General features: G+C 70.2%; 20 protein-coding genes. 12 read left to right on the top strand and 8 right to left on the bottom strand.

Annotation, left to right across the window (positions count from 1 at the left end; genetic code table 11):
• Positions 1 to 72: 72 nt before the first annotated feature.
• From M3M27_RS15655 to M3M27_RS15615, 9 genes are all read left to right on the top strand, one after another.
• On the top strand, positions 73 to 2,235 hold the full coding sequence (locus M3M27_RS15655) for a S46 family peptidase (protein WP_434026227.1): 2,163 nt from the start codon (positions 73 to 75) through the stop codon (positions 2,233 to 2,235).
• 314 nt (positions 2,236 to 2,549) lie between these two features.
• A complete protein-coding gene (locus tag M3M27_RS15650; RefSeq protein ID WP_140723463.1) occupies positions 2,550 to 3,194 on the top strand; it encodes a histidine phosphatase family protein in 645 nt (214 codons plus the stop codon).
• A gap of 317 nt (positions 3,195 to 3,511) precedes the next feature.
• Entirely contained in the window at positions 3,512 to 4,621 is a 1,110-nt protein-coding gene (locus M3M27_RS15645; protein WP_140723459.1) for a sensor domain-containing diguanylate cyclase, read from the top strand.
• 68 nt (positions 4,622 to 4,689) lie between these two features.
• Positions 4,690 to 6,003, top strand: coding sequence for a bifunctional tetrahydrofolate synthase/dihydrofolate synthase (gene folC / locus M3M27_RS15640; protein WP_434026226.1), 1,314 nt, complete (start codon positions 4,690 to 4,692; stop codon positions 6,001 to 6,003).
• A gap of 246 nt (positions 6,004 to 6,249) precedes the next feature.
• A complete protein-coding gene (locus M3M27_RS15635) occupies positions 6,250 to 7,230 on the top strand; it encodes an SPOR domain-containing protein (RefSeq protein ID WP_434026225.1) in 981 nt (326 codons plus the stop codon).
• Positions 7,231 to 7,311: 81 nt separating this feature from the next.
• Positions 7,312 to 8,028 carry a CvpA family protein gene (locus tag M3M27_RS15630; protein WP_434026224.1) on the top strand — a complete coding sequence of 239 codons (717 nt, stop codon included), beginning with the start codon at positions 7,312 to 7,314 and terminating at the stop codon, positions 8,026 to 8,028.
• Between the two features lie 26 nt (positions 8,029 to 8,054).
• The gene (gene purF, locus M3M27_RS15625) at positions 8,055 to 9,521 is read left to right on the top strand and encodes an amidophosphoribosyltransferase (RefSeq protein ID WP_140723447.1); all 1,467 of its coding nucleotides are present in this window, start codon (positions 8,055 to 8,057) and stop codon (positions 9,519 to 9,521) included.
• A gap of 87 nt (positions 9,522 to 9,608) precedes the next feature.
• A complete protein-coding gene (locus M3M27_RS15620) occupies positions 9,609 to 10,412 on the top strand; it encodes a ferritin-like domain-containing protein (RefSeq protein WP_434026223.1) in 804 nt (267 codons plus the stop codon).
• A gap of 185 nt (positions 10,413 to 10,597) precedes the next feature.
• Positions 10,598 to 11,842, top strand: a complete 1,245-nt coding sequence (locus M3M27_RS15615; RefSeq protein ID WP_434026222.1) for a zinc-dependent metalloprotease — start codon at positions 10,598 to 10,600, stop codon at positions 11,840 to 11,842.
• A gap of 237 nt (positions 11,843 to 12,079) precedes the next feature.
• On the opposite strand, the gene lpxH is transcribed toward M3M27_RS15615, so the two are convergent.
• The 8 genes from lpxH to M3M27_RS15575 form a co-directional block, all read right to left on the bottom strand.
• Positions 12,080 to 12,829, bottom strand: a complete 750-nt coding sequence (gene lpxH, locus M3M27_RS15610) for a UDP-2,3-diacylglucosamine diphosphatase (RefSeq protein ID WP_434026221.1) — start codon at positions 12,827 to 12,829, stop codon at positions 12,080 to 12,082.
• A 426-nt stretch (positions 12,830 to 13,255) separates the two neighbouring features.
• Positions 13,256 to 13,795, bottom strand: coding sequence for a phosphatase PAP2 family protein (locus M3M27_RS15605; RefSeq protein WP_140723434.1), 540 nt, complete (start codon positions 13,793 to 13,795; stop codon positions 13,256 to 13,258).
• Positions 13,776 to 14,912 carry a glycosyltransferase family 4 protein gene (locus M3M27_RS15600; protein WP_140723431.1) on the bottom strand — a complete coding sequence of 379 codons (1,137 nt, stop codon included), beginning with the start codon at positions 14,910 to 14,912 and terminating at the stop codon, positions 13,776 to 13,778. The genes M3M27_RS15605 and M3M27_RS15600 overlap by 20 nt, the downstream gene beginning before the upstream one ends.
• A 170-nt stretch (positions 14,913 to 15,082) precedes the next feature.
• A complete protein-coding gene (ppx, locus tag M3M27_RS15595) occupies positions 15,083 to 16,609 on the bottom strand; it encodes an exopolyphosphatase (RefSeq protein WP_434026220.1) in 1,527 nt (508 codons plus the stop codon).
• Positions 16,610 to 16,717: 108 nt separating this feature from the next.
• Positions 16,718 to 18,820, bottom strand: a complete 2,103-nt coding sequence (gene ppk1 / locus M3M27_RS15590; RefSeq protein ID WP_434026219.1) for a polyphosphate kinase 1 — start codon at positions 18,818 to 18,820, stop codon at positions 16,718 to 16,720.
• A gap of 61 nt (positions 18,821 to 18,881) precedes the next feature.
• Positions 18,882 to 20,210 carry a phosphate regulon sensor histidine kinase PhoR gene (phoR, locus tag M3M27_RS15585; protein WP_434026218.1) on the bottom strand — a complete coding sequence of 443 codons (1,329 nt, stop codon included), beginning with the start codon at positions 20,208 to 20,210 and terminating at the stop codon, positions 18,882 to 18,884.
• A gap of 130 nt (positions 20,211 to 20,340) precedes the next feature.
• A complete protein-coding gene (gene phoB, locus M3M27_RS15580) occupies positions 20,341 to 21,030 on the bottom strand; it encodes a phosphate regulon transcriptional regulator PhoB (RefSeq protein WP_140723419.1) in 690 nt (229 codons plus the stop codon).
• 91 nt (positions 21,031 to 21,121) lie between these two features.
• Positions 21,122 to 22,765 (bottom strand): M48 family metalloprotease, encoded by a 1,644-nt coding sequence (locus M3M27_RS15575; protein ID WP_434026217.1) that lies wholly within the window; start codon positions 22,763 to 22,765, stop codon positions 21,122 to 21,124.
• A gap of 111 nt (positions 22,766 to 22,876) precedes the next feature.
• On the opposite strand from M3M27_RS15575, the gene grxC reads away from it, so the two are divergent.
• The 3 genes from grxC (at position 22,877) to M3M27_RS15560 (ending at position 24,827) form a co-directional block, all read left to right on the top strand.
• A complete protein-coding gene (gene grxC, locus M3M27_RS15570; RefSeq protein ID WP_140723413.1) occupies positions 22,877 to 23,209 on the top strand; it encodes a glutaredoxin 3 in 333 nt (110 codons plus the stop codon).
• Entirely contained in the window at positions 23,206 to 23,601 is a 396-nt protein-coding gene (locus tag M3M27_RS15565; RefSeq protein WP_140723410.1) for a carboxymuconolactone decarboxylase family protein, read from the top strand. Before grxC ends, M3M27_RS15565 begins: the two co-directional genes overlap by 4 nt.
• A 218-nt stretch (positions 23,602 to 23,819) precedes the next feature.
• On the top strand, positions 23,820 to 24,827 hold the full coding sequence (locus M3M27_RS15560) for an isocitrate dehydrogenase (RefSeq protein WP_140723407.1): 1,008 nt from the start codon (positions 23,820 to 23,822) through the stop codon (positions 24,825 to 24,827).
• Positions 24,828 to 24,878 lie beyond the last annotated feature (51 nt).

Below are 24,878 nucleotides of genomic sequence, written 5' to 3'. Positions count from 1 at the left end.
GCCATAGGTCATGGCCCGGTACTGGGATGGCATCGCTAGAATCGTTACTTCCTTACACATGGAACCGTTTCGATGCGCATGAAGCTGCTCGCTTTTTCCGTCGCCGCCGCCATCGGCACGGCCGGTGCCGCACACGCCGGAGAGGGCATGTGGGTCCCGCAGCAACTGCCGGAGATCGCCGGCCCGCTGCAGAAGGCCGGCCTGGAACTCTCGCCCCAGCAGCTTTCAGACCTGACCGGCGACCCGATGGGCGCGGTGGTCGCGCTCGGCGGCTGCACCGCCAGCTTCGTCTCGCCGCAGGGCCTGGTCGTGACCAACCACCACTGCGCCTACGGCGCGATCCAGCTCAATTCCACGCCGGAAAAGAACCTGATCAAGGACGGGTTCAACGCACCGGCCACCGCCGACGAACTGAGCGCCGGCCCGAACGCGCGCATCTACGTGCTCGAGGCCATCACCGACGTCACCGCCCAGGCCAAGGCCGCGATCGCCGCCGCCGGCGACGATCCGCTCAAGCGCACCCAGGCGCTGGAAGCGTTCAACAAGACCCAGATCGCCCAGTGCGAGGCCGAGCCCGGCTATCGCTGCCAGCTCTTCAGCTTCTCCGGCGGCAATGCCTACCGGCTGTTCAAGAACCTGGAGATCAAGGACGTGCGCCTGGTCTATGCGCCGCCCGGCAGCGTGGGCAAGTTCGGCGGCGACATCGACAACTGGATGTGGCCGCGCCACACCGGCGATTTCTCGTTCTATCGCGCTTATGTCGGCAAGGACGGCAAGCCCGCGCCGTTCTCCAAGGACAACGTGCCCTACCGGCCCAAGCACTGGCTGAAGTTCGCCGACCAGCCGCTGGGGGCGGGCGATTTCGTGATGGTGGCCGGCTACCCGGGCCGCACCAACCGCTACGCGCTGGTCGCCGAGTTCGAGAACACCGCGAACTGGACCTATCCGACCGTGGCGCGCCACTACAAGAACCTCATCGCGATGGTCGAGGCCGCCGGCAAGCAGAACCCGGACATCCAGGTGAAGTACGCCAGCACCATGGCCGGCTGGAACAACACCAGCAAGAACTACGAAGGCCAGCTGGAAGGCTTCAAGCGCATCGACGCCGAAGGCCAGAAGAAAGCCGAGGAAGCGGCCGTGCTGGCGTGGCTCAGGCAGCAGGGCAACGCCGGCAAGCCGGCCCTGGACGCGTACGCGACGCTGGTCAGGCAGGCCGAGGCGGGCAAGGCCACCCAGCAGCGCGACCTGGTGCTTGGCCAGTTCCACCGTACCGGCGCCGTCGGCGCCGCGGTGACGCTGTACCGGCTTTCGATCGAGCGCGCCAAGCCGGACGCCGAGCGCGAGTCCGGCTACCAGGACCGCGACCTGCCGGCGATCGAGGGCGCGATGAAGCAGATGGAGCGCCGCTACGTCCCCGCGATGGACCGCCAGCTGCAGCAGTACTGGCTGGGCGAGTACGCCAGGCTGCCGGCCGGCCAGCGCGTCGCCGCGGTCGACAAGTGGCTGGGCGGCAGCGATGCGGCCGCGATCGAGGCGGCGCTGAAGAAGCTCGACGGCACCCGCCTCGGCAGCACCGACGAGCGCCTGAAGTGGTTCAAGGCCGACCGCGCCGCGTTCGAGAGCAGCACCGATCCGGCGATCCAGTACGCGGTGGAGGTGATGCCGGCGCTGCTGGAGTTCGAGAAGCGCGGCAAGATCGAAGCCGGCGAGCAGCTCAAGGCGCGTCCGGTCTACCTGCAGGCGCTGGCCGACTACAAGAAGAGCCAGGGCGAGTTCGTCTATCCGGACGCCAACCTGTCGTTGCGCATCACCTTCGGCAACGTCAAGGGCTATGCGCCGAAGGACGGCGTGGCCTACACCCCGTTCACCACGCTCGAAGGCGTGGCGGCCAAGGAGACTGGCGAGGATCCGTTCGATTCGCCGAAGGCGCTGCTCGACGCGGTCAAGGCCAAGCGCTACGCCGGGCTGGAGGACAAGCGCCTGGGCTCGGTGCCGGTGAACTTCCTGTCCGACCTGGACATCACCGGCGGCAACTCCGGCTCGCCGGTGATGGATGCGCGCGGCAAGCTGGTCGGCCTGGCCTTCGACGGCAACTGGGAGTCGGTCAGCAGCAACTGGGTGTTCGACCCGGCGATGACCCGCATGATCGCGGTCGATTCGCGCTACCTGCAGTGGGTCATGACCGAGGTCGCGCCGGCGCCGCAGCTGTTGAAGGAACTGAACCTGGCGCATTGAGCCGGAGCTGCCGACCGTCGTGCCACGAAGCCGCCCGCGGGCGGCTTCGTGCTGTCCGGGCATAACGCCGGACAGCAGCGCTGCACTGTGGGAGCGGCTTCAGCCGCGACAAGGCTTTCCCATTTGAACCCCTGCACAGGGATGTGCAGGCTGTTGCAGAGGGATCTGCATGAAAGCCTTGTCGCGGCTGAAGCCGCTCCCACAACAGCGCACGCCGCCCCGAGGTTTCGGCTGCAACCGGAACGAGCGGGTATGATGCCGCTCCCGTCGCCGCTGGCGACCGGTTCCCCCACGTCTACGAGGATTTCCCGAGCATGCGCATCTTGCTTGCCCGTCACGGCGAGACGCCGTGGAACGCCGAGGGCCGCTACCAGGGCCAGATCGACATTCCGCTTTCGCCGGTGGGCGAAGGGCAGGCCCGCGCGCTCGGCGAGCGCCTGAAGGGCCTGCCGATCGCGCGGGCGGTGGCCTCGCCGCTGAGCCGCGCGCAGACCACGGCGCGCCTGGCGCTCGGGCCCGGGCGCGAAGCGATGCTGCAGCTCGATGCCGACCTGCAGGAGATCGCGCATGGCGAATGGGAAGGCCTGCTGGCCAGCGAGATCCACGAGAAGGATCCGGCGCGCCTGCGCGCCTGGCGCGAGGAGCCGGACACGGTGCTGATGCCGGGTGGCGAATCGCTGCGGCAGGTGCTGGAGCGAAGCTGGCGCGGACTGGCGCGCGCGGCCGAGGGGCTCGGCGCCGAGGACACGCTGCTGGTCGTCGCCCACGATGCGGTCAACCGCGTGATCCTGTGCAAGGTGCTCGGCATTCCGCTGTCGCGCCTGTGGACCTTCCGCCAGGCGCCGACCACGCTCAACCTGCTCGAAGGCGAGGATGTGGAGCGCCTGGAAGTGGTGCGCCTGAACGACTGCGCGCACCACACCCCGTTCTTCGGCGAAGCCAAGCACCGCGCGCTCTGAGGCGCTCCCCGGCGGTTCCCGCCGGGGCGTTTCGCCGCGGATTCCCTGCATCCGGCGGGAACGAGGGCGCCTGCTCGCGCCCTGGACGCGGCCCGGTCACGCGGCCCGCGGCCGGGCCGGGTTCGTGTCCCGGAGATCGCCCGGCGCGACGCACCGGTATGCCGGCATGGGTCGAACACGTCTACTTGCCAGCATGACGCCGGTCGCGGAACCGAACCGCCAGGGCCTCCATCCTGGGCCACCACGGTCTCTCGACGCCGGCGCGTGCGTAATATGGCGCACGGCGCCCCGTCGCCGCACTCCGACCCAGGCGCGGCATGAGCACACCGCTACCCATGTCTTCCGAAGGCTGTCCCACAGCTTCCGAACGCTGCCAGGACGGCACGGCCGCCCTGGTTGCAGGTACCGACGACGCACGCAGGCGCGCGCTCGCGTTCGTCAAGCGCGTCTATCCGATGCGCAACCTGGGCCTGCTGCTGCTTGCCCTGCCGTACGTGTCGGTACTGCACGAACACCACGCCGGCTGGCACTACTGGGTGCTGGCCGGCTTGAACGTGCTGGTGTGGCCGCACGTGGCGTTCCTGCGGGCGTACTCCTCGCGCGACCCGAAGGCGGCGGAATTCCGCAACCTGGTGCTGGATGCCGTGTTCGGCGGATTCTGGATCGCCGCCTCCAAGGTGAGCCTGGTGCCGGCCGCGGCGATGATCAGCATCCTGATGGCCGATCGCCTCTCCGCCGGCAGCTGGCCGCTGCTCGGCCGGGCGGCGCTGGCGGGCCTGGCCAGCTTCCTGCTCAGCGCATGGATGCTCGACTGGCCGTTCCAGCCGGAGGCCTCCAAGCGCACCATGCTGCTCTCGCTGCCGCCGGTGCTGGTGTACATGCTGGCGTTGAGCCACGTGAGCTACCAGCTGGCGCGGCGGATCTCGCGGCAGAACCGCGAACTGGAGCGGCTGATCCTGACCGACACCGGCGTGGACCTGCCCAACCGGCGCCACTTCAACGCCAAGGCCGGCGAACTGATCGCCGCCGCGCGCGCCGGGGCCGGCGACACGGTGCTGCTGCTGATCGACGTGGACCGCTTCAAATCGATCAACGACCGGCATGGCCACGGCATGGGCGACGAGGTGCTGCGCGAGATCGCCCGGCTGCTGCGCGAACAGGCCGGCAGCGACGGGTTCCCGGCGCGGATCGGCGGCGACGAGTTCGCGTTGCTGCTGCCGGTGGGGTTGCCGGACGGCGAGCGGGCGGCGTCGCGGTTGCGGCGCGCGGCGTCGGAGCTGGCCCTGCCGCACTGGTCCGGGCTGCAGGTCGGGGTCAGCATCGGCGTGGCCGCGCTGGCGTCGCATCACCGTGGCCTCGACGACTGGATGAGCGCGGCGGACCGGGCGATGTACGTGGCCAAGGCCGCGGGGCGCTTCCGGCCCTGAGCCGCCGCCGGGTGCGTGGCCCGGGGCGAAAACCGCGATAATGGCGCGTTTTCCGCCCTTCCTTCGCCGTGAACGCAACGCATTCCCTTCCCGAGTGGCTGGCCTACATCGAGCGCCAGCATCCGCAGTCGATCGCGATGGGGCTCGAGCGCGTGAGAGAAGTCGCCGGCCGGCTGGGCCTGGGCGCCCCGGCCGAGGGCAGGCCCGCCGGCAAGGCCGCGCGCCGCGGGGGCATCGCAGGAAAGACGATCGTCGTGGCCGGCACCAACGGCAAGGGTTCGACGGTCGCCTTCATCGAGGCGATCGCCCGCGCCGCCGGCTGGAAAGTGGGCGCCTACACCTCGCCGCACCTGCTGCGCTACAACGAACGCGTGCGCATCGACGGCCGGGAAGCGGAGGACGCCGTGCTGGTGGAGGCCTTCGCCGCCGTCGAGGCCGCGCGCGGCGACACGCCGCTGACCTATTTCGAGTTCGGCACGCTGGCGGCGCTGTGGGTGTTCGCGCGTTCCGGCCTGGACCTGGCGGTGCTGGAGGTCGGCCTGGGCGGGAGGCTCGATGCGGTGAACATCGTCGACGCCGACGTCGCGGTGATCACCACCGTCGACATCGACCATACCGACTGGCTCGGCGGCGACCGCGAGACCATCGGCGGGGAGAAGGCCGGCATCATCCGCGGCTGGAAGCCGGTGATCCTGGGCGAGATCGACCCGCCTTCGAGCGTGCTGCGCCGCGCCTACCTGCTCGGCGCCAACGCGATCCGCTTCGGCAGCGATTTCTTCGCCGAGCCGATCGACGCGCAGCGCTGGCGCTGGCGCGACGTCTCCCGGCGGATGGAACTGCCGATGCCGGCCCTGCAGGCGCCGGTGCAACTGGCCAACGCCGCCACGGCGATCGCCGCGCTGCGCGCGCTGGGCAGGCCGCTGCCGCGCGCCGCCTGGGCCGAAGGCGTCGCGCAGGCCGGCATCGCCGGCCGGCTGCAGGCGTTCGACCGGGACGGAGTGGAGGTGCTGGTCGACGTGGGCCACAACCCGCAGGCGGCGCGCGCGCTGGCGGCCGCGTTGAAGGCGCGCGCGGTGCCGGGCCGGACCCATGCGGTCTATGCGGCCTTGTCCGACAAGGACGTGGCCGGCGTGGCCGAGGCACTGGCAGCGGCGGCCGACACCTGGCGCATCGCCGGCCTCGCCGGCGCGCGCGGGCAGAGCGCGGAGGCGCTGGCCGAGCGCCTGCGCGGTACGCCGGCGGAGAGCGCGGCGCGTTTCGCGAGCGTCGCCGAGGCACTGGACGACGCCATCGGCAAGGCCGCGGAAGGCGACCGCGTGCTGGTGTTCGGCTCGTTCCACACCGCCGCCGAGGCACTGTCGCGATTGCGCCCCGGACCCTGAGCAAACTGGGCAGCTTCCTGTGGGAGCGACCTCAGTCGCGACAAGGGCTGTCATGCAGTCCGCACAGCCATGTGCTGGGATTCAACGGGAACGCCCCATCGCGACTGAAGTCGCTCCCACAACATCCTCGCTGTGCCATTCCGTTCAGGCTTTGCAACGGAGAGTCCGTCGCCATCGCGGCCTGCCGTGGCCGCTTGCGGCCAAGCCGTATAATCCGGGCACATTCCGTCGCATTGCCATTCCCACGTGGATACGACCCTGAAACAGCGCCTGATCGGCGCCGCCGTGCTGGTGGCGCTTGCCGTGATCTTCCTGCCGATGCTGGTGAAGGGCCCGGCGCCCGACAGCGGCGTGTCCGACGTGCCGATCACCGCGCCGGCCGCACCGGCCGACGGGCAGTACGAAACCCGCGAGCTGCCGTTGGTGACGCCGCCCGGCGCCGCGCCGGCCGGCGGGGCGGTCGGCATGGCCGGCAACGCCGCTTCGGCGCCGGCACCGGTGCAGGACAACCCGGACGCGGCCGACCTGGCGCCGCAGGGCGAGGCCCTGCCGCCGAGCGTCGCCGCGGGCAACTACGCGGTGAATTTCGGCGCCTATGCCAGCCAGGAGGATGCCGACAAGGTGATCGCGCGGCTCAAGCAATCGCAGCTGCCGGGGTTCAGCGAGCCGACCCAGATCGGCGGCAGGCCGGCCTGGCGCGTGCGGATCGGCCCGTATGCCAGCCAGGCCCAGGCCGAAGCGGTGCGCCTGCAGGCGGTCAAGGTGCGCAGCGACGTCAACGCCCAGGTGGTGACGCTCGACGCCAAGCCGGCGGCTTCCACGCCGGCACCCGCGCCGGCTCCGGCCCGGAGCGAGCCGCTGCCGCCGGAACCGGCCAAGCCGGTGGCCGCGGCCAGCAAGCCCGCGCCGGCGCCGGCCAAGCCCGAACCCGCCAAGCCGCAGCCGGCCAAGCCGGCGCCGCCGGCCGCGCCTTCGGTGCCGGCCGCCAGCAACGTCGGCTTCGCCGTGCAGTTGGGCGCGTTCGGCCGGGCCGAGGACGCCAATGCGCTGCGCGACAAGGTGCGCGCGGCCGGCTTCAGCGCGTTCGTCGAGCAGGTGAGGACCGACAAGGGCCCCCTGAGCCGGGTGCGGGTGGGGCCGGTGGCCAATCGTGCCGATGCCGAACAGCTCAGGGCCCAGGTGGCCGCGCGGGTCGGCATCAGCGGCATGGTCCGCCCGCATCCTTGAAAGGGCGCGCTGCAGCGCCCATGACGGGGCCGGGCGCATGGGCATGACGGCCGGGCGAGGCTTGGGCGCGGAGGGGCGTGCGTGATCGATCTGCTGCTGCTCGCGCTGATCGGGCTGTCGGCGCTGCTCGGGCTGTTCCGCGGTTTCGTCGGCATCGTGGTCGGCACCGCCTCGTGGCTGTTGGCGGGCTGGGCGACCTTCCAGTTCGGCGCGGCTGCCGGGCGCTGGCTGGCCGGCGGCGCCCACCCTTCGGCCACCGAGTCGCTGGGCGGTTACGCGCTGGTGTTCGTGGGCGTGCTGGTGGCCGTGGCGCTGGTCGGCATGGCCATCCGCGCCGGCGTGGACGCGGTGCGGCTGAACGGCACCGACCGGATGCTCGGCTTCCTCCTCGGGCTGGTGCGCGGGGCGTTCTTCGCGTGCGTGCTGGTGCTGCTGCTGGGTTTCACGCCGCTGGCGCACGAGCCGGCCTGGCGCGAGTCGCGGGTGTTGCCGCTGCTGCTGCCGGGGGCGAAGTGGATGCGCGCGCAGCTGCCGGACTGGTCCGTTCAGGACGTGGATTTGGGCAAGCTGCCGGTCGCAGGCGATAATGGCGTCCTCGACAAGGCGCTGTCCGTCTCCTCCATGCAGGAGACGGTGGTGCGCGCGCTGGGCCGGACGCCGGACGCGGACGGCGCCCACGAGGGCGATCCGGCGCAGGCACTGCCCAGCAACATCGACCCGGCGCAGGACCGCGCCGGAGAAAACGGCTCCCCGCGGGCCGAATCCCACGGCCAGGCACGGCCACCTTCACAGCAATAGGCGCAAGCCAAGCGGAGACGCGCAACATGTGTGGCATCGTCGGTATCGTCGGCAACCAGAACGTCGCCGGGCAGCTCTATGACGGCCTGACCGTCCTGCAGCATCGCGGCCAGGACGCGGCGGGCATCGCCACCGCCGACGGCACGCGGCTGCGCGTGCAGAAGGCCAACGGCCTGGTGCGCGACGTGTTCGACGAGAAGCGCATGGCGGTGCTGGAGGGCCGCGTCGGCATCGCCCACTGCCGCTACCCGACCGCCGGTTCGGAAGGCATGGACGAGGCGCAGCCGTTCTACGTCAACTCGCCGTACGGCATCGCGCTGGCGCACAACGGCAACCTGATCAATACCGAAGCGCTGCGCCAGCAGGTCTTCGAGGCCGACCGCCGCAACATCAACACCGACTCGGACAGCGAAGTGCTGCTGAACGTGTTCGCCTACGAGCTGGACGCGCAGCGCATGCTGACCCCGGAAGCGGCGATCCGCGCCGTGGCCGGCGTGCACCGCCGCTGCAAGGGCGGCTACGCGGTGGTCAGCGTGGTGCTGGGCCTGGGCCTGGTGGCGTTCCGCGACCCGCACGGCATCCGCCCGCTGGTGCTGGGCAAGCGCGACGGCGCCGAAGGCCCCGAGTACGTGGTCGCCTCCGAGTCGGCGGTGCTGGACATCCTCGGCTTCCAGCGCGTGCGCGACGTGCGCCCGGGCGAGGCGGTGGTGATCACCGCGCGCGGCGAGCTGTTCTCCGAGGTCTGCGCGACCCAGACCGACCACACCCCGTGCATCTTCGAGTACGTGTACTTCGCGCGCCCGGATTCGATGATCGACAACGTGTCGGTGCACAAGGCGCGCATGCGCATGGGCCAGAAGCTCGGCGAGAAGATCCTGCGCCTGCGTCCCGACCACGACATCGACACCATCATCCCGATCCCCGACACCTCGCGCGACGCCGCGCTGGAGATGTCCAACGTGCTCGGGGTGAAGTACCGCGAGGGCTTCGTCAAGAACCGCTACGTCGGCCGCACCTTCATCATGCCGGGGCAGGGCGAGCGGGTGAAATCGGTGCGCCGCAAGCTCAATCCGATCCACCTGGAGTTCCGCAACCGCGTGGTGCTGCTGGTCGACGACTCGATCGTGCGCGGCACCACCAGCCGGCAGATCGTGCAGATGGCGCGCGAGGCCGGCGCGCGCAAGGTCTACCTCGCCAGCGCCGCGCCGCCGGTGCGCTACCCGAACATCTACGGCATCGACATGCCCGCCGCCGAGGAATTGATCGCGCACGGCCGCAGCGAGCAGGAGATCCAGGAGTTCCTCGGCTGCGACTGGCTGATCTACCAGGACCTGGAAGACCTGGAAGCGGCGGTGCGCGAGGGCAATCCGGAGCTGAAGCAGTTCGACTCCTCCTGCTTCAACGGCGAATACACCACCGGCATCGAGCCGGGCTATTTCGAGCGCATCCGCCAGCTGCGCTCGGACGACGCCAAGCGCAAGCGGCGCGCTTGAGGACATCCGCGTCGTTCCCGCTTCCGCCGGGGATGACGCAGGAGAGCACCCGAAGTCCGCCAGCCGCTCCGTTCCTTCGCCTTTCCCATGCCCTCGATCTTCGACGCCGCCCGTGCCTGCCTCGACGCCGTCGATCCGGCCGAGAAGGTCGCGCTCACCCAGCGCCATGCGGCCGCGTTCCGCGCCGGCGGGCTGGCGCTGCCGGACCCGGCGCCGCCGCCCGAGCCGATCCGCATGCCGGGCCGCCCCGCGCGTCCGCGCCTGGTGCATCCGCGCGACCTGCCGCGGCGCGGCCTGGGCACGCCGGAAGGACGCTCGGCGTTCCTGCACGCGATCGCGCACATCGAATTGAACGCGATCGACCTGGCCTGGGACGCGGTCTACCGCTTCCGCGGATTGCCGCAAGGCTTCTATGCGGACTGGGTCGCGGTCGCCGACGACGAGTCGCGCCACTTCATGCTGCTGCGCGCGCGCCTGCGCGACTACGGCTGCGACTACGGCGACTTCGACGCGCACAACGGCCTGTGGGAAATGTGCGAGAAGACCGCGCACGACGGCCTGGCGCGGATGGCGCTGGTGCCGCGCGTGCTGGAAGCGCGCGGGCTCGACGTCACGCCGGGCATGATCGTCAAGCTGCGCTCGCTGGGCGACGACGCCACCGCCGGGGTGCTGGAAACGATCCTGCGCGAAGAGGTGGCGCACGTGGCGGCCGGCTCGCGCTGGTACCGCTGGTATTGCGAGCGCGCCGGGGTCGAACCGCGCGCGCGCTTCAAGGAACTGCTGCGCGAATACGCCGGCGGCTACCTGCATGGCCCCTTCAACATGGAAGCGCGGCTGCTGGCCGGCTTCGACGAGGACGAACTGGCCAGCCTGGTCGAACAGGCCGGCTGATCCCGGCCGGCCCTCGCCGGGCTGCATCGCATTGCGCACGCGTTCGCCGTCGCATGGCGTTGCCTGTCACAGTTCCCGGCGCTTCCTGCCGGTCGCCTTGATTTCACATCGCCTGCTGGCGTCTTAATGGAGGCCCGCCGAAGGCGGGTGTTCCACATCCACTACTTCCATCAAGGAGAGGCGACATGATGTCGAGGTCGATGTGCAATGCCGTGGGTCTGATCGCGATATGCCTGGCCGGACCGGCCGCGGCGGCGGGCAAGCCGCTGTTCCAACCGTCCACCTACGTCACCCGGGCGGGCGCCGCGGCGCTTGCCGAGCCTGCGCTCGAACGCCTGGTCGCCGCACCGTCCACCGCGGCCGTGCAGCTGGTGCAAGTCGATGCCGGCGCGGTCTCGCAGGACGATGCGCAGTTGCAGTTCGAACTGCAGGGCAGGACCGTCACCGCCACGCGCACCAAGATGGAGACGCTGGAAGGCGGCAACAGCGTCTGGTACGGCAATCTCGACACCGGCCCCCGCACGCGCACGCTGTCGGGCGTTGACCCGCTCAATTCGGTGATCCTGGTGCGCGCGGGCGACACCGTGACCGGCACCATCCGCGCCGGCAGCAAGCTCTACCGCCTGCGTCCGCTCGACAAGGGCCGCCATGCGCTGGTGGAAGTGGACGAGAGCCGCATGCCCGCCGACCACCCGGCCGACTACAACGTGCTGCCGACCATCGCCATGCCGGCCAACGACCGCATCGGCATCGCCGCGGCATCCTCGGGTTCGCCGGCCACGATCCGCGTGCTGGTGGTGGCCACCAACCAGGCCGTGAACGCCTATGGCGGCAACATGCAGGCGCTGGTGCAACTGGCCGTGGCCGAGTCCAACCAGGGCTACACCAACAGCAACGTCGGCATCACCTTGCAACTGGCCGGCTACGAGACCACCAGCTACACCGAATCGGGCGACTTCAGCACCGACCTGGCGCGCTTCCGCGGCACCAGCGACGGCTACATGGACGGCATCCACGCCACGCGCAACAGCACCGCCGCGGACGTGGCGGTGATCCTGTTGGACAACAGCAGCTATTGCGGCCTGGCGTCGGGCATCGGCTCCACCGCGAGCACCGCGTTCGCCTCGGTGTACTGGGACTGCGCCACCGGCTACTACAGCTTCGCGCACGAGATCGGCCACCTGCAGAGCGCGCGCCACGACACCGCCAACGATCCGAGCACCACGCCGTACGCCTATGGCCACGGTTACCGCTACGGCAACAACTGGCGCACGATCATGGCCTACAACTGCAACGTCAGCTGCCCGCGCCTGAACTACTGGTCCAACCCCAACATCTCCTATGGCGGGGTGCCGATGGGCAATGCCAGCACGGCCGACAACCAGCGCGTGCTGGTCAACACCAAGGCCACGATCGCCGGGTTCCGCTGAGCGGACCGGCGTCTGCCAGCCCCTCTCTGCCGGGGCTCCAAGGCACGGCTTGCGCGCCATTGAGACGCGTGCCCTGGAGCCCCCCGCCGCTGGCGGGGGGCGCGGAGCGGGGCTTGGGTGGGGTACGGGCGAAGCCCTGCGATATCGGGTTGCACCAGGCTTCGCCCGCACCCTCATCCGTCCCTTCGGGACACCTTCTTCCTCGGGGGAGAAGAGGGCACTTCGACTCGGGAGCGATCAATTTTCCGCGGCAAGCGCTTCCAGCCGATAGCCATCGGCATCCACCCGCAGCACCGAACCCTGCTCGTACCAGTCGCCGAGCACGATGCGCGCGCGCGGCAGCTCGCCGACCACCAGCGAATGGATCGCCGGGCGATGCGTATGGCCATGGATCATCCGCTGCACGCCGTAGCGCGCGAACCAGGCTTCGACCTCGGCCGGCGCCACGTCGGTGATCGTCTCGAACTGCGCATTGCTCTCCTGCTTCAGCTCGGACTGGCGCGCCTGGCTGGCGGCGCGCGCCTGCTGCGCGAAGGCGACGCGCGCGGCCAGCGGCTGCGCCAGGAACTGGGCGATGAAGGCCGGGTCGCGGGTCTGCGCGCGGAACGCCTGGTAGGCCGTGTCGTCGGTGCAGAGCAGGTCGCCGTGCAGCAACAGCACCGGCTCGCCGTACAGGTCGATCACGGTCGGGTCGGGCAGGATGCGGAAGCCGGCCCGGCGCGCGTAATCCTCGCCGACCAGGAAGTCGCGGTTGCCCGGCATGAAGTAGACCGGCACGCCGGCATCGGCGACCTCGCGCAGCGCCACGGCCACCGCATCCGCGGCAGGCGAGGGCGTGTCGTCGCCGATCCAGGCTTCGAACAGGTCGCCGAGGATGTACAGCGCGTCGGCCTCGCGCGCTTCCCCGCGCAGGAACGCCAGGAACAGTTCGGTGATGGCCGGGCGCGCCGGGTCCAGGTGCAGGTCGGAAATGAACAGGGTGGTCATGCCGGTATTGTAGTGGAGCCGGGACCCGGGACCCGGCAAAGCGACAGGCCTGCTTCGGATCGAGCGCTGTTGCAGGAGAGGCTTCAGCCTCGACGCGCTTTACCGAGAGAGCCGGGACTCGGGTTTGGGGACTTGGGACTCGGCAGAGCGACAAGCCTGCTTCGGACCGGGTGCTGTTGTAGGAGAGGCTTCAGCCTCGACGGGCTCTATCGGCCCTCTGTCGGGACTGAAGTCCCTCCCACAGAAAGCACCCTGCAGAAAGCAGAAAATTGCAAAAAAGCAGCAGATCGCTTGACAGCCAAAGTCAGGCAAAGATGCTTTTTCCCGAATCCCGAATCCCGAATCCCGAATCCCGAATCCCGAATCCCGAATCCCGAATCCCGAATCCCGAATCCCGAATCCCGAATCCCGAATCCCGGCCGAAGATCAGTACAGCGACTGCATCCCCCACAGCGACAACCCCGCCAGCAGCGCGCCGATCGCGGTGGCGGCGAGCACGTCGCTCGGGTAGTGCAGGCCCAGCACCACGCGCGAGAGCGCCACGCAGGCGGTGAACGGCACCAGCAAGGGGGCCAGCCAGGGATAGTAGGCCAGGGCGACGATGCTGAAGGACACCGCGTGCAGCGTGTGCCCGGAGGGGAAGCTGAACTCGTCCAGCGGCGCCACCCAGGCGCGGATGCGCGGGTGCGCGGCGTACGGGCGCGGGCGCCGCGTCCAGCGCTTGAGCGACTTGTACAGGGTCAGCGCGACCACGCCGGTGGCGGCCATGTGCGCGGAGGCGCGGATGCCGTCGAGGCCGTCGGCCAGCACCAGCAGGCCCATCAGCGAGTACCAGAACACCCCGTCGCCGAGCCGGCTGATCGCCGCGAAGAAGCGGCGTATCCGTTGCCGTCGGCACCAGAGGTTGGCGACCCGGCACCAGCGGGCCTCGCGCCCGCGCAGCGATTCAAGCGGCGTCGACAGCATGGTGCCTCCTGGGGGCGCGCAATCCTTGCAGCATGGCGTCGAAGTCGGCCACGACGCGGTCGGGATGCAGTTTCTTCATCGCGATGCTGGCGGCCGTCGCCATCGTGCGGCGGAGTTCGTCCTGCTCGGCCAGCCGCACTGCGGCCTCGATGAATTCCTCGTCGGTGTTCACCGCCGCGCCGGTCATGCCGTTGCGCAGGTACTCGCGCGCGGCGCCGTAGTCGAAGGCGATCGTCGCCACGCCGCTGGCCATCGCCTCCAGCGTGACGTTGCCGAAGGTCTCGCTGCGGCTGGGGAACAGGAACATGTCGCCGCTGGCGAAGTGGCGGGCGAGCGCGTCGCCGCGCTGGATGCCGCAGAAGATGAAATCCGGGTTCTCGTGCGCCAGCTTCTCGCGCAGCGGACCGTCGCCGACCCAGACGAAGCGCGCCTTCGGCCGCACCTGCTGGATCTGTCGGAACGCGCGCACCGCCAGCGGCAGGTTCTTCTCGCCGGCGATGCGGCCGACGTAGATCGCCGCGAAGCCTTCGCCCTCGATGCCCCATTCGGCGCGCAGCGCCGGGTCGCGCCGCGACGGGTCGAACTGCAGGCTGTCGACCGCGCGGGCCAGCAGCTGCACGCGCTCGAAGCCGGCCTCGGTGAGGAACTGCTTCAGCTCGCGGGTCGGTACCAGCGTCGCCTCGGCCTGGTTGTGGAAGCGCCGCATCCAGCGCAGCGCCGCGCCCTGCAGCCAGGCGGCGCCGTACTCGGGCAGGTATTCGTCGAAGCGGGTATGGAAGCCGGTAGCGACCGGGATGCCGAGCCGGCGCGCGGCGCGCACCGCCGACCAGCCCAGGGGGCCTTCCGTGGCCACGTAGATCGCGTCCGGCGTCGTGTTCTGCCAATGGCGGGTCAGCCGCTGCGTGGCCGGCAGGCCGAAACGCAGGCCGGGGTAGCGCGGCAGCGCCGCGCCGCGCACCAGCAAGGTGTCCTTGGGATCCTGGTCGGCCGCCTGGCGCGGGCGCACCACCTCGACCTGGTGGCCACGCGCGCGCAGGCCGGTTTCCAGTCCGTGCACGGTCAGGGCGACGCCGTTGACCTCGGGCGGATAGGTTTCCGTGACGATGGCGTAACGCATGGCCGTTCTCCCGTTTGCGCAAGCTTGGCGGGAGGCGGTGGCAGCGGGATGGCATTTTTGCGTCAGTGGGATGACGCGAGGGCCGGGGATCCGGGGCTCGGGAAAAGCCGGTACGTCGTGCCCGGAGGATCCCCGGGCGCGGCAGCCTTTGCCAGGCCCCGGTCCCGGCTTCAGGCCACCAGCGGCTTGAAGGTGATTCCCAGGCCGGCCATGCCCTCGACTTCGCCGAGCAGGTCGGCGCGCAGCAGGGGGCGCGAGCCGACCCAGCTGCGCGAGAGGACCAGCGACAGCTGGTCGCCCAGCGCCTGCAGTTCCAGCTTCGGGATCGGGTCCGGCTCGTGGGCGCGGTGCAGCAGCACCGCCAGGCGCAGCAGCGCGGCCTTGCGCTTGGCCGATTGCAGCAGGCGGTCTGGCAGCGCGTCGAAGGCGTTCTTCGGCACGTTGCGGCGATGCGTGCGCACCAGCGCCGCCAGCACCTGCTGCTCCTGGCGGGAGAAGCCGGCGATATCGGAATTTTCCAGCACGTAGCTGCCGTGCACGTGGTACTGGCTGTGCGCGATCATCAGGCCCAGCTCGTGCAGGCGCGCGGCCCAGTCGAGCATCCGCGCGTCGTCGGCATCCAGCGCCCAGGCCTCGGCGACCTGTTCGAACAGGCGCCGCGCGGTGGCGGCGACCCGTTCGGCCTGGTTCTCGTCGATGCCGTAGCGCTGCACGAGCGCGGCGACCGAGCCGTCGCGCGAGTCGTCGGCGCTGCCGCGGCCGAGCATGTCGTAGAGGATGCCCTCGCGCATGGCGGCCTTGCTGACCATCAGCCGTTCCAGCCCCAGCGCCTGGAAGGCCGCCTCCAGGACGAGGATGCCGCCGGCGATGATCGGCCGGCGCTCGGACGACAGCCCGGGCAGCTGGATGTCCTCGATGCGCTTGGCCTTGAGCAGCTCGTCGCGCACCACCGGCAGGGCCGCCGCGGTGATCGCGCCCTTGGTCAGCTTCATCGCGGCGCAGATCTCGCCGATCGCCTTGTGGGTGCCGGACGAACCCACCGCCTCGTGCCACCCGATCGTGCGGTACAGGCTGGCGAACTGCTGGAACTCGGCGCCGATCTCGGTCAGCGCGTCCTTCCACTTCTTGCGCGAGAGCTTGCCGCCGGGAAAGAAGCGCCGCGTGCTGGCGATGCAGCCGGCCTGCAGGCTCTCGCGTTCCAGGGTCTGGAAGCCGCGGCCGATGATGAACTCGGTGGAACCGCCGCCGATGTCGATCACCAGCCTGCGCTGGTCCGGCTTGGGGGGCTGCGCGTGCGCCACGCCGAGATAGATCAGGCGCGCCTCCTCGCGGCCGCTGACCACCTCGATGGCATGCCCCAGCGCGGTCTCGGCCGGCATCAGGAAGGTCTGCGGCGAGCGCAGCTGGCGCACGGTGTTGGTGGCGAGCGCGCGCACGTGGGTCGGCGGCACGCCGCGCAGGCGCTGGCCGAACCGCGCCAGGCACTCGAGCGCGCGCTGGCGCGCTTCGTTGGACAACCCGCCCTTGCCGTCCAGGCCCTCGGCGAGCCGCACCGTCTCGCGCAACCGGTCCACCACCCGCAACTGCCCGAGCAGGTAGCGCGCGATCACCATGTGGAAACTGTTGGAACCCAGGTCGATCGCCGCCAGCAGATCGCCATCCTGCAACGGCGGGGAAGTAGGGGAGGTGTTCGGCATGGCGGGAATGGTAGCCGAAGGGTCGCGCTGGTCGTTAGAGCGTGTCATCCGGGGCCGAAGGGTCGATCGTCCGGGCATCGGAGGGCCCGCCGGGCCCTCGGTGCCGCCTCACAGCCGCGCGAGCAACGCCAGCTGGGCCGAATGCGGCTGCTCGCCCGGGGCCGGCATGCGCTTGTGGTAGACGCCGCTGGCGTCCAGCTCCCAGGCATTGAGGTTGTCGTCCAGGTAGTTCTGCAGCGCTTCGCGGTAGACCCGCTTGGCCAGGTCCGGGTCGAGGATCGGGAAGCAGGTCTCCACGCGCCGCAGCAGGTTGCGCTCCAGCCAGTCGGCGCTGGCGCAGAACAGCTCCGGGTCGCCATCGTTGCCGAACCAGTACACCCGGCTGTGCTCGAGGAAGCGGCCGACGATCGAGCGCACCCGGATGTTCTCGGACACGCCGGGCACGCCCGGGCGCAGCGTGCAGGCGCCGCGCACGATCAGGTCGATCTGCACGCCGGCCTGCGAGGCCTCGTAGAGCGCGCGCACCACCTGCGGCTCGTTGAGGGCGTTCATCTTGGCGATGATGCGGCCGGGCCGGCCCGCGCGCGCCAGCCTCGTCTCGCGCTCGATCCGCTGCAGCACGCCCGGATGCAGGGTGAACGGCGATTGCAGCAGGCGCTTGAGCCGGATCCGCGGCGCCAGCCCGGACAATTGCTGGAACAGCAGGTGCACGTCGTTGCCGATGTCGGCGTCGGCGGTGATCAGGCTCAGGTCGGTGTAGGCGCGCGCGGTGCCGCTGTGGTAGTTGCCGGTGCCCAGGTGCACGTAGCGGCGCAGCTTGCGGCCCTCGCGGCGCACGATCAGCAGCATCTTGGCGTGGGTCTTGTAGCCGACCACGCCGTAGACCACCTGCACGCCGGCCTCCTGCAGCTTGTCGGCCAGGCCCAGGTTGGCCTCCTCGTCGAAGCGCGCGCGCAGTTCCACCACCACGGTGACGTCCTTGCCGTTGCGCGCGGCCAGCACCAGCGCGTCGACGATCGCCGAATCCTTGCCGGTGCGGTACAGGGTCTGCTTGATCGCCAGCACGTTCGGGTCGACCGCGGCCTGTCGGATCAGGTCGGTCACCGCGGTGAACGCATCGTAGGGATGGTGCAGCAGCACGTCGGACTTGGCGACGATCTCGAAGATGCCCTCGCTGTCGCGCAGCGTGCGCGGGTTGAACGGCGGGTACTTCAGTTCCGGGCGCTGGACCAGGTCGTAGACCTGGTTGACCCGGCTCAGGTTCACCGGGCCGCCGATCCGGTAGACGGCATTGTCCGGCAGCCCGAAGTTCTGCAGCAGCGTGCGCACGATCGGCTTGGGGCAGTCGTCGGCGATCTCCAGCCGCACCGCCGGCCGGTAGCCGCGGTCGACCAGTTCGTCGCGCAGCGCCAGCGCCAGGTTCTCCACTTCCTCCTCGTCCACCACCAGCTCGGAGTTGCGGGTGACGCGGAACTGGTAGGAGCCCTTCACGTCCATGCCCGGGAACAGCTCCTCGACGAACGCCGACAGCACCGAGGACAGGAACACGAAGTTCTGCTCGCCGTCGCCGGCCAGCGCCGCAGGCAGCTGGATGATGCGCGGCAGCGAGCGCGGCGCGCGCACGATCGCCAGGTGCCCGGCGCGGCCGAACGCGTCGATGCCTTCCAGCACCACCACGATGTTGAGGGTCTTGTTGAGGATCTTCGGGAACGGGTGCGCCGGGTCCAGCCCGAGCGGCGACAGCACCGGCATGATCTCGTTGCGGAAGTACGCGCGCAGCCAGCGCTTCTGCCGCGCGTTCCACGAGTTGCGCCCGAGCACGCCGATGCCGGCCTCGGCCAGCGCCGGGCGCAGCACCTGGTTCCAGCAGTGGTATTGCCGCTCGACCAGCTCGGCGGCGCGGTCGTGCACCGCCGCCAGGATCGCGGCCGGGCTCAGCCCGTCCGGCGCCGGGGGCAGGCCGAATTCCTGCGCGTGGCGCACGGTGGCGGCGCGGATCTCGAAGAACTCGTCCAGGTTGGTGCAGGAGATGCACAGGAACCGCAGCCGCTCCAGCAGCGGCACCTCCGGGTCCATCGCCTGCGCCAGCACGCGGAAGTTGAAGTCGAGCTGCGACAGCTCGCGGTTGAGGTACAGCGCCGGATCGCGCAGCGGATCGACGGCGATGTCGGTGGAGGGCGCGGTCTTCGTGGACTTCTTGGCGCTGGCCATCGTGCGGTTTCGGATTGGTGGAAGGGCGGCGAGACGATCCCGTCGTGCTTGCGGCTACATATCACGCCATGCGTGACAACGGCGCGCTCGGATCGCGCGGAACCACGCGCGCCGCGCCGAAGTGGCAGGAGAACGTGCTGCCGCGCCCGACCTCGCTCTCGATGTCCAGGCGCGCCTGGTGCAGGCCGAGGATGTGCTTGACGATCGACAGCCCCAGGCCGGTGCCGCCGCTCTCGCGCGAGCGGCTGCTGGAGACGCGGTAGAAGCGCTCGGTCAGGCGCGGGATGTGGTGCGCGGGGATGCCGTAGCCGGTGTCGCGCACCGCCAGCACCACGCCGTCGCCCTCGCGCGCGAAGCGCACCGCCACCCGGCCGCCGGCCGGCGTGTAGCGGATCGCGTTGGTGACCAGGTTGGAGAACGCGCTGTGCAACTCCTTGTTGGAGCCGAGCAGGTCGCATTGCGCCTCGTCGGCGACCTCGATGACGTGCTTGCCCTGGCTGTGCGCCTCGGCCTCGCGCTTGAGCGTGGCCAGCATCGGCGCCATCGCCACGTGCTCCTCGCCGAGTTCCTCCTGCGATTCCAGCCGCGACAGCGTGAGCAGGTCCTCCACCAGCTGCGCCATGCGCTGGCTCTGCTTGCGCATCTCCGCCAGCATCGGGCCCGAATCCGGGAAATCGTCCGGGTCGAGCATGTCCAGGTAGCCGTGCACCACGGTCAGCGGCGTGCGCAGCTCGTGCGAGACGTTGGCGACGAAATCGCGGCGCACCTGCTCCAGGCGCAGCAGCTTGCTGACGTCGCGCGCGATCAGCAGCCAGTAGTCGTCCGAATAGGGGATCAGGCGCAGGCTCAGGCGCAGGTTGGGATCGATCGGCGAGGGCGCGTCGAGCATCGGCTCGGCGTTGCGCCCGGCCGCCAGCCAGTGCGCGAGCGGCAGCGGCTGCAGGCGCTGCACCACCGGCACGCCGAGGTCGCCCGGATGGCGCAGGCCGAGCAGGCCGCGGGCGGCCTCGTTGAACCATTGCACGCGCTGGCTGTTGCGGTCCACCACCACCACCGCGTCCGGCAGGGCCGCGGCCGCGGCGCGGTAGGTGCGCAGCATCTCGACCAGCCGGCGCTTGCGCGCGCGCATCTCGGCCTGGCTGCGGTACAGCAGCCGGTCCAGTTCGTTCCAGGCGCCCGTGGCGTGCGGCGGTTCCCAGCGCTGGCGCGCGGTCAGGCGCCGCAGCACCCGTCGCAGTCGCCAGTAGTGCCACACCAGCGCCGCCAGCGCGGCCAGGGCCAGCGCCATCCACACGTGATCGATCGCCCAGCCCACCAGCAGGGCGGACAGGAGCAGCAAGGCCAGGGTGCCGAGGGTCTTGAACCAGGCGGAGCGGATGTGTTCGGGCATCTAGAACGGGTTACGTACTTTGAGATGAGGTGCGTTGGCTGTCAGCGGTGCGGAGCCGGTCAAAGTACATAACACGCTCTACAACGGCGCAGGGCGGACGGAAGGGCGGTGCGTCGCCGCCCCGCGGGCATCAGGTGGCCGCGGAGAAGCGGTAGCCGGAGCCGCGCACGGTCTGCACCATGTTGTCGAGCCCGAACGGCTCCAGCGTCTTGCGCAGGCGCCGGATGTGCACGTCGATCGTGCGTTCCTCGACGTACACGCTGCCGCCCCACACGTGGTCCAGCAACTGGGTGCGCGTGTAGACGCGCTCGGGGTGGGTCATGAAGAAGTGCAGCAGGCGGTATTCGGTCGGGCCGATCGGCACCGGCGTGTCGCCGGCGAACACCCGGTGCGCGGCACCGTCGATGCGCAGCTGGCCGACGGTCACGCTGCCGTCCTCGTCGTCCTCGCGGGTGCGGCGCATGACGGCGCGGATGCGCGCCAGCAGCTCGCGCGCCGAGAACGGCTTGACCACGTAGTCGTCGACGCCGGCTTCCAGCCCGCCGACGCGGTCGTTCTCCTCGCCGCGCGCGGTCAGCATGATGATCGGCACCTCGCGGGTCAGCTGTTCCTTGCGCCAGCGCCGGGCCAGCTCCAGGCCGCTGGTGCCGGGCAGCATCCAGTCCAGCAGGATCAGGTCCGGCACCCGGTCGGCGATCGCCGTCTGCGCTTCGCGTGCGTCGCCGGCATGCACCGGCTCGAACTCGCCCTTGCGCAGAGCGAAGGCCACCATGTCGCGGATCGAGGGTTCGTCATCGACGATCAGGATGCGTTTCTGCACGCAGGACACCGTCAGTCTTTCGGATGCGTGTCAGTAGACTACGGTTTTATGACGGAAACGTGACACTCCGGGGCGGTGGCGGGACGGCTCGTCAGCGTTGGGACAGGTCCGGGTCGCGGATGCCCTGGCGGCGCATTTCCAGCACGGTCGGGGTGATCGCCGCGATCCGGGCATCCACCCGGGAGCGGGTCACGTAGTCCAGGTCGTCGCGCTTCTTCAGCGCCTGCAACTGCAACAGGGCCTGTTCGGGGCGCCCGTTCAGGAACGCCGCCTCGGCGTAGGCCTCGCTGGCCCGGGCGGTGTCGCCGGCCAGCTCGCAGGCGCGGGCGTAGGCCTGCTGGAAGGTCGGGTCCTCGCCGGACTGCCGCAACAGCGGCTCCAGGACCTGCCGGGCCCGCTGGCCGGATTCGCGGGTGGCCTGCTCGTTGAGCATACCAGCGTAGGTCAGGGCCACGGCGCGGTTGTTCGGCAGGCGCTTGAGCAACTCGTCGAAGCGGGCATTGGCCTGCTCGTGCTGGCCGGCCCGCGACTGCGCCTCGGACAGGCCCAGTGCCAGCCACAGGTTGTCGGGGTGGGCCTCCAGCAGCGCCCCGAAGTCGTGCACCGCCTCGGCCGGCCTGCCGCCGTTGCGCAGCCGCGCCAGCGCCAGACCGTAGCGCTGCGCATCGGTCAGCCCCCGGCTCGCGCTGCGGCGCATGTCCTCGTACTCGCGGATCGCCGCCGAGGGGGTGTTGGCGCTGAGCACGCGCAGGCGCTCCTTGGCCCAGTCGAACTGGCCGCTGGCGCCGCGGTCCTGAAGGTCGAGCGGCACCCGGAACGTGGAGGGCAGCAGCGGGTTGCCCACCGCCCCGAGCGGCTCGGCCAGCGACGGGTCGGCCGGGTCGACGCGCTCCTGGCGCGTGCCGCCCGGCGTGGTGGTGGTCAGCAGCACCGTGTTCTTCTTCATCTGCTCGGCGCGGGCCTTGGCCTCGCCAATGCGGGTGAGGGTGACCGGGTGGGTCTGCAGGTAGTCGGGCGCGCTGTAGCCGCCCTGGTTGCCGCGCATCGCCAGCGACATCCGTTCGAAGAACCCGGCCATGGCATCCACGTCGTAGCCGCTGCGGGCCAGGGTGCGGATGCCGAGGCGGTCGGCCTCGGCCTCGTTGGAACGGGTGTAGTTGATCTGGCGCTGCGCCATCAGCCCCATCGCGCTGCTGATGCTGGCCATCGTCGCATCGCCGCTGGAGCTGCCCCCGGCCTGCTGCGCGGCGATCACCGCCGCCAGCATGCCGAGCAGGATCGGGATCTGGTCGCGCTGGGCGCGCTCCACCCCGCGCAGCACGTGCTGCTGGGTGACGTGGGCGATCTCGTGCGACAGCACCGCGGCGACCTCGTCCTCGCGCTCGGCGGTGAGCACCAGCCCGGCATTGACCGCGATGTAGCCGCCCAGCGTGGCGAAGGCGTTGATCTGGCGCTCGCGCAGCATGAAGAAGGTGAACTTCTGCTGCGGTTGGTCGCTGTTGGCGCCCAGCCGGGTCCCCATCGACTGCAGCCAGTCGCCGATCAGCGGATCGTCCAGCACGTAACCGTAGTTGCGCAGCTCGGCCAGCATCATCTTGCCGTACTCGGCCTGCCGCGCCGGCGTGAGCAGCTCGCCGGCCGACGAGCCGATGTCGGGCAGCCGGTTGTCCTGCGCGGGCGCAACGCCGGCCGCGATGGCCAGGGTGACGGCGGCGGCGATCGGCAGAAGACGCACACGAAGCTCCGGTCTTGGGCGGCGGGAAGGGCGCGGGACGGGCCCGGATGAACCCGGGCCGATCCACAGTGTTGCGGCGGCGGCCTCGAAATTCCAGCCGGGGACTACCATATGGACCACCAAATCCACACGGAGTTTCCCGTGAGCCAAGAGACCGCCGCGGGCGCCGGCCCGCAGATCACCCTCTATTCCACCGCCGTCTGCCCGTATTGCGTGGCGGCCAAGAACTTCCTCAAGAGCAAGGGCCAGAGCTGGACCGAGGTCCGCATCGACCTGGACCCGGCCGAGCGCGAGAAGATGATCGCGCGCGCCCGGCGCACCAGCGTGCCGCAGATCTTCGTCGGCGACGTCCACGTCGGCGGCTACGACGACATGATGGCGCTGCACCGCGCCGGCAAGCTCGAACCGCTGCTGGCCGGCCAGGCCCCGGAGGCCGGCGCATGAGCGCGGACGGCAAGGAGCAGGATCGCGTCCGCGAGTTCACCGAGTTCCGCCAGCGCATGAACCAGCGCATCCTGGCCGAGCCGAACCAGGTGGTGCGTCGCTTCTTCGCGCTCGACACCCAGACCTACCAGGCCGGCGCGCTCGACGTGAAGACCAAGGAACTGCTCGGCCTGGTCGCCTCGATGGTGCTGCGCTGCGACGACTGCATCAGCTACCACGTCGCCCAGTGCAAGGAGGCCGGGGTCACGCGCGAGGAATTCTTCGAGACCTTCTCGGTCGGCCTGGTGGTCGGCGGTTCCATCGTGATCCCGCACCTGCGCCGCGCGGTGGATTTCCTCGACCAGCTCGAAAGCGGCCAGGCGGCCGCGCCGGCCGGACACGACCACGGCTGAGGCCTTCGCGCGGGCCCGGCCCGGAGAAATCGACGCGCCGTCCCCGCCCGCGCGGGGACGGCGCCGATGGCTTGGCCGGCGTTCTTCCCGGGTCCATCAGACCAAGGTCGGTTTGGGGCGCCGGAGCCGCTTCGGGCATAATTACCCGTGAAACCTCCTTGCGTCGGCGATCCGTGGTACCGGCCGGCGCGACCCCCTCTGATCGGAATCCAACACCTATGACGCAGACAATCACGGTCATCCGCGGCGATGGCATCGGCCCGGAGATCATGGATGCCACCCTGTTCGTGCTCGACGCGCTGAAGGCAGGGCTGGAGTACGAATTCGCCGATGCCGGCCTGGTCGCGCTGGAGAAGCACGGCGACCTGCTGCCGGAGGCCACCCTGGCCTCGATCGCCAAGAACAAGGTCGCGCTGAAGAGCCCGCTGACCACCCCGGTGGGCGAGGGCTTCAGCTCGATCAACGTCGCGCTGCGCCGCAAGTTCGACCTGTACGCCAACGTGCGTCCGGCCAAGTCGTTCCCGAACACCAAGTCGCGCTTCGCCGACGGCGTGGACCTGATCACCGTGCGCGAGAACACCGAAGGCGCCTACCTGAGCGAAGGCCAGACCGTGTCCGAGGACGGCGAGACCGCGTTCTCCGGTACCCGCATCACCCGCAAGGGTTCCGAGCGCATCGTGCGCTACGCCTTCGAACTGGCCAAGAACACCGGCCGCAAGAAGGTCACCGCGGTGCACAAGGCCAACATCATCAAGTCGACCTCGGGCCTGTTCCTGAAGGTCGCGCGCGAAGTCGCCGCGCAGTACCCGGACATCGAGTTCCAGGAAATGATCGTCGACAACGCCTGCATGCAGCTGGTGATGCGCCCCGAGCAGTTCGACATCATCGTCACCACCAACCTGTTCGGCGACATCATCTCCGATCTGTGCGCCGGCCTGGTGGGCGGCCTGGGCCTGGCGCCGGGCGCGAACATCGGCACCGACGCGGCGATCTTCGAGGCGGTGCACGGCTCGGCCCCGGACATCGCCGGCCAGGGCAAGGCCAATCCGTGCGCGCTGCTGCTGGGCGCCGCCCAGATGCTCGACCACCTCGGCCAGCCGCAGAACGCCGAGCGCCTGCGCAACGCCATCGTCGCCACGCTGGAGGCCAAGGACTCGCTGACCCCGGACCTGGGCGGCACCGGCAACACCATGGGCTTCGCCAAGGCGATCGCCAGCCGCCTGTAAGCGCACGCGGCAGTACCCGCCGTACCGGACGGGGCGCCCCAGGGCGCCCCG

The organism is Xanthomonas boreopolis (assembly GCF_046529185.1).
GTDB classification, from domain to species: domain Bacteria; phylum Pseudomonadota; class Gammaproteobacteria; order Xanthomonadales; family Xanthomonadaceae; genus Pseudomonas_S; species Pseudomonas_S boreopolis.
Note: the sequence above shows the minus strand (reverse complement) of the source record. Positions and strands in the feature narration are given on the sequence as shown.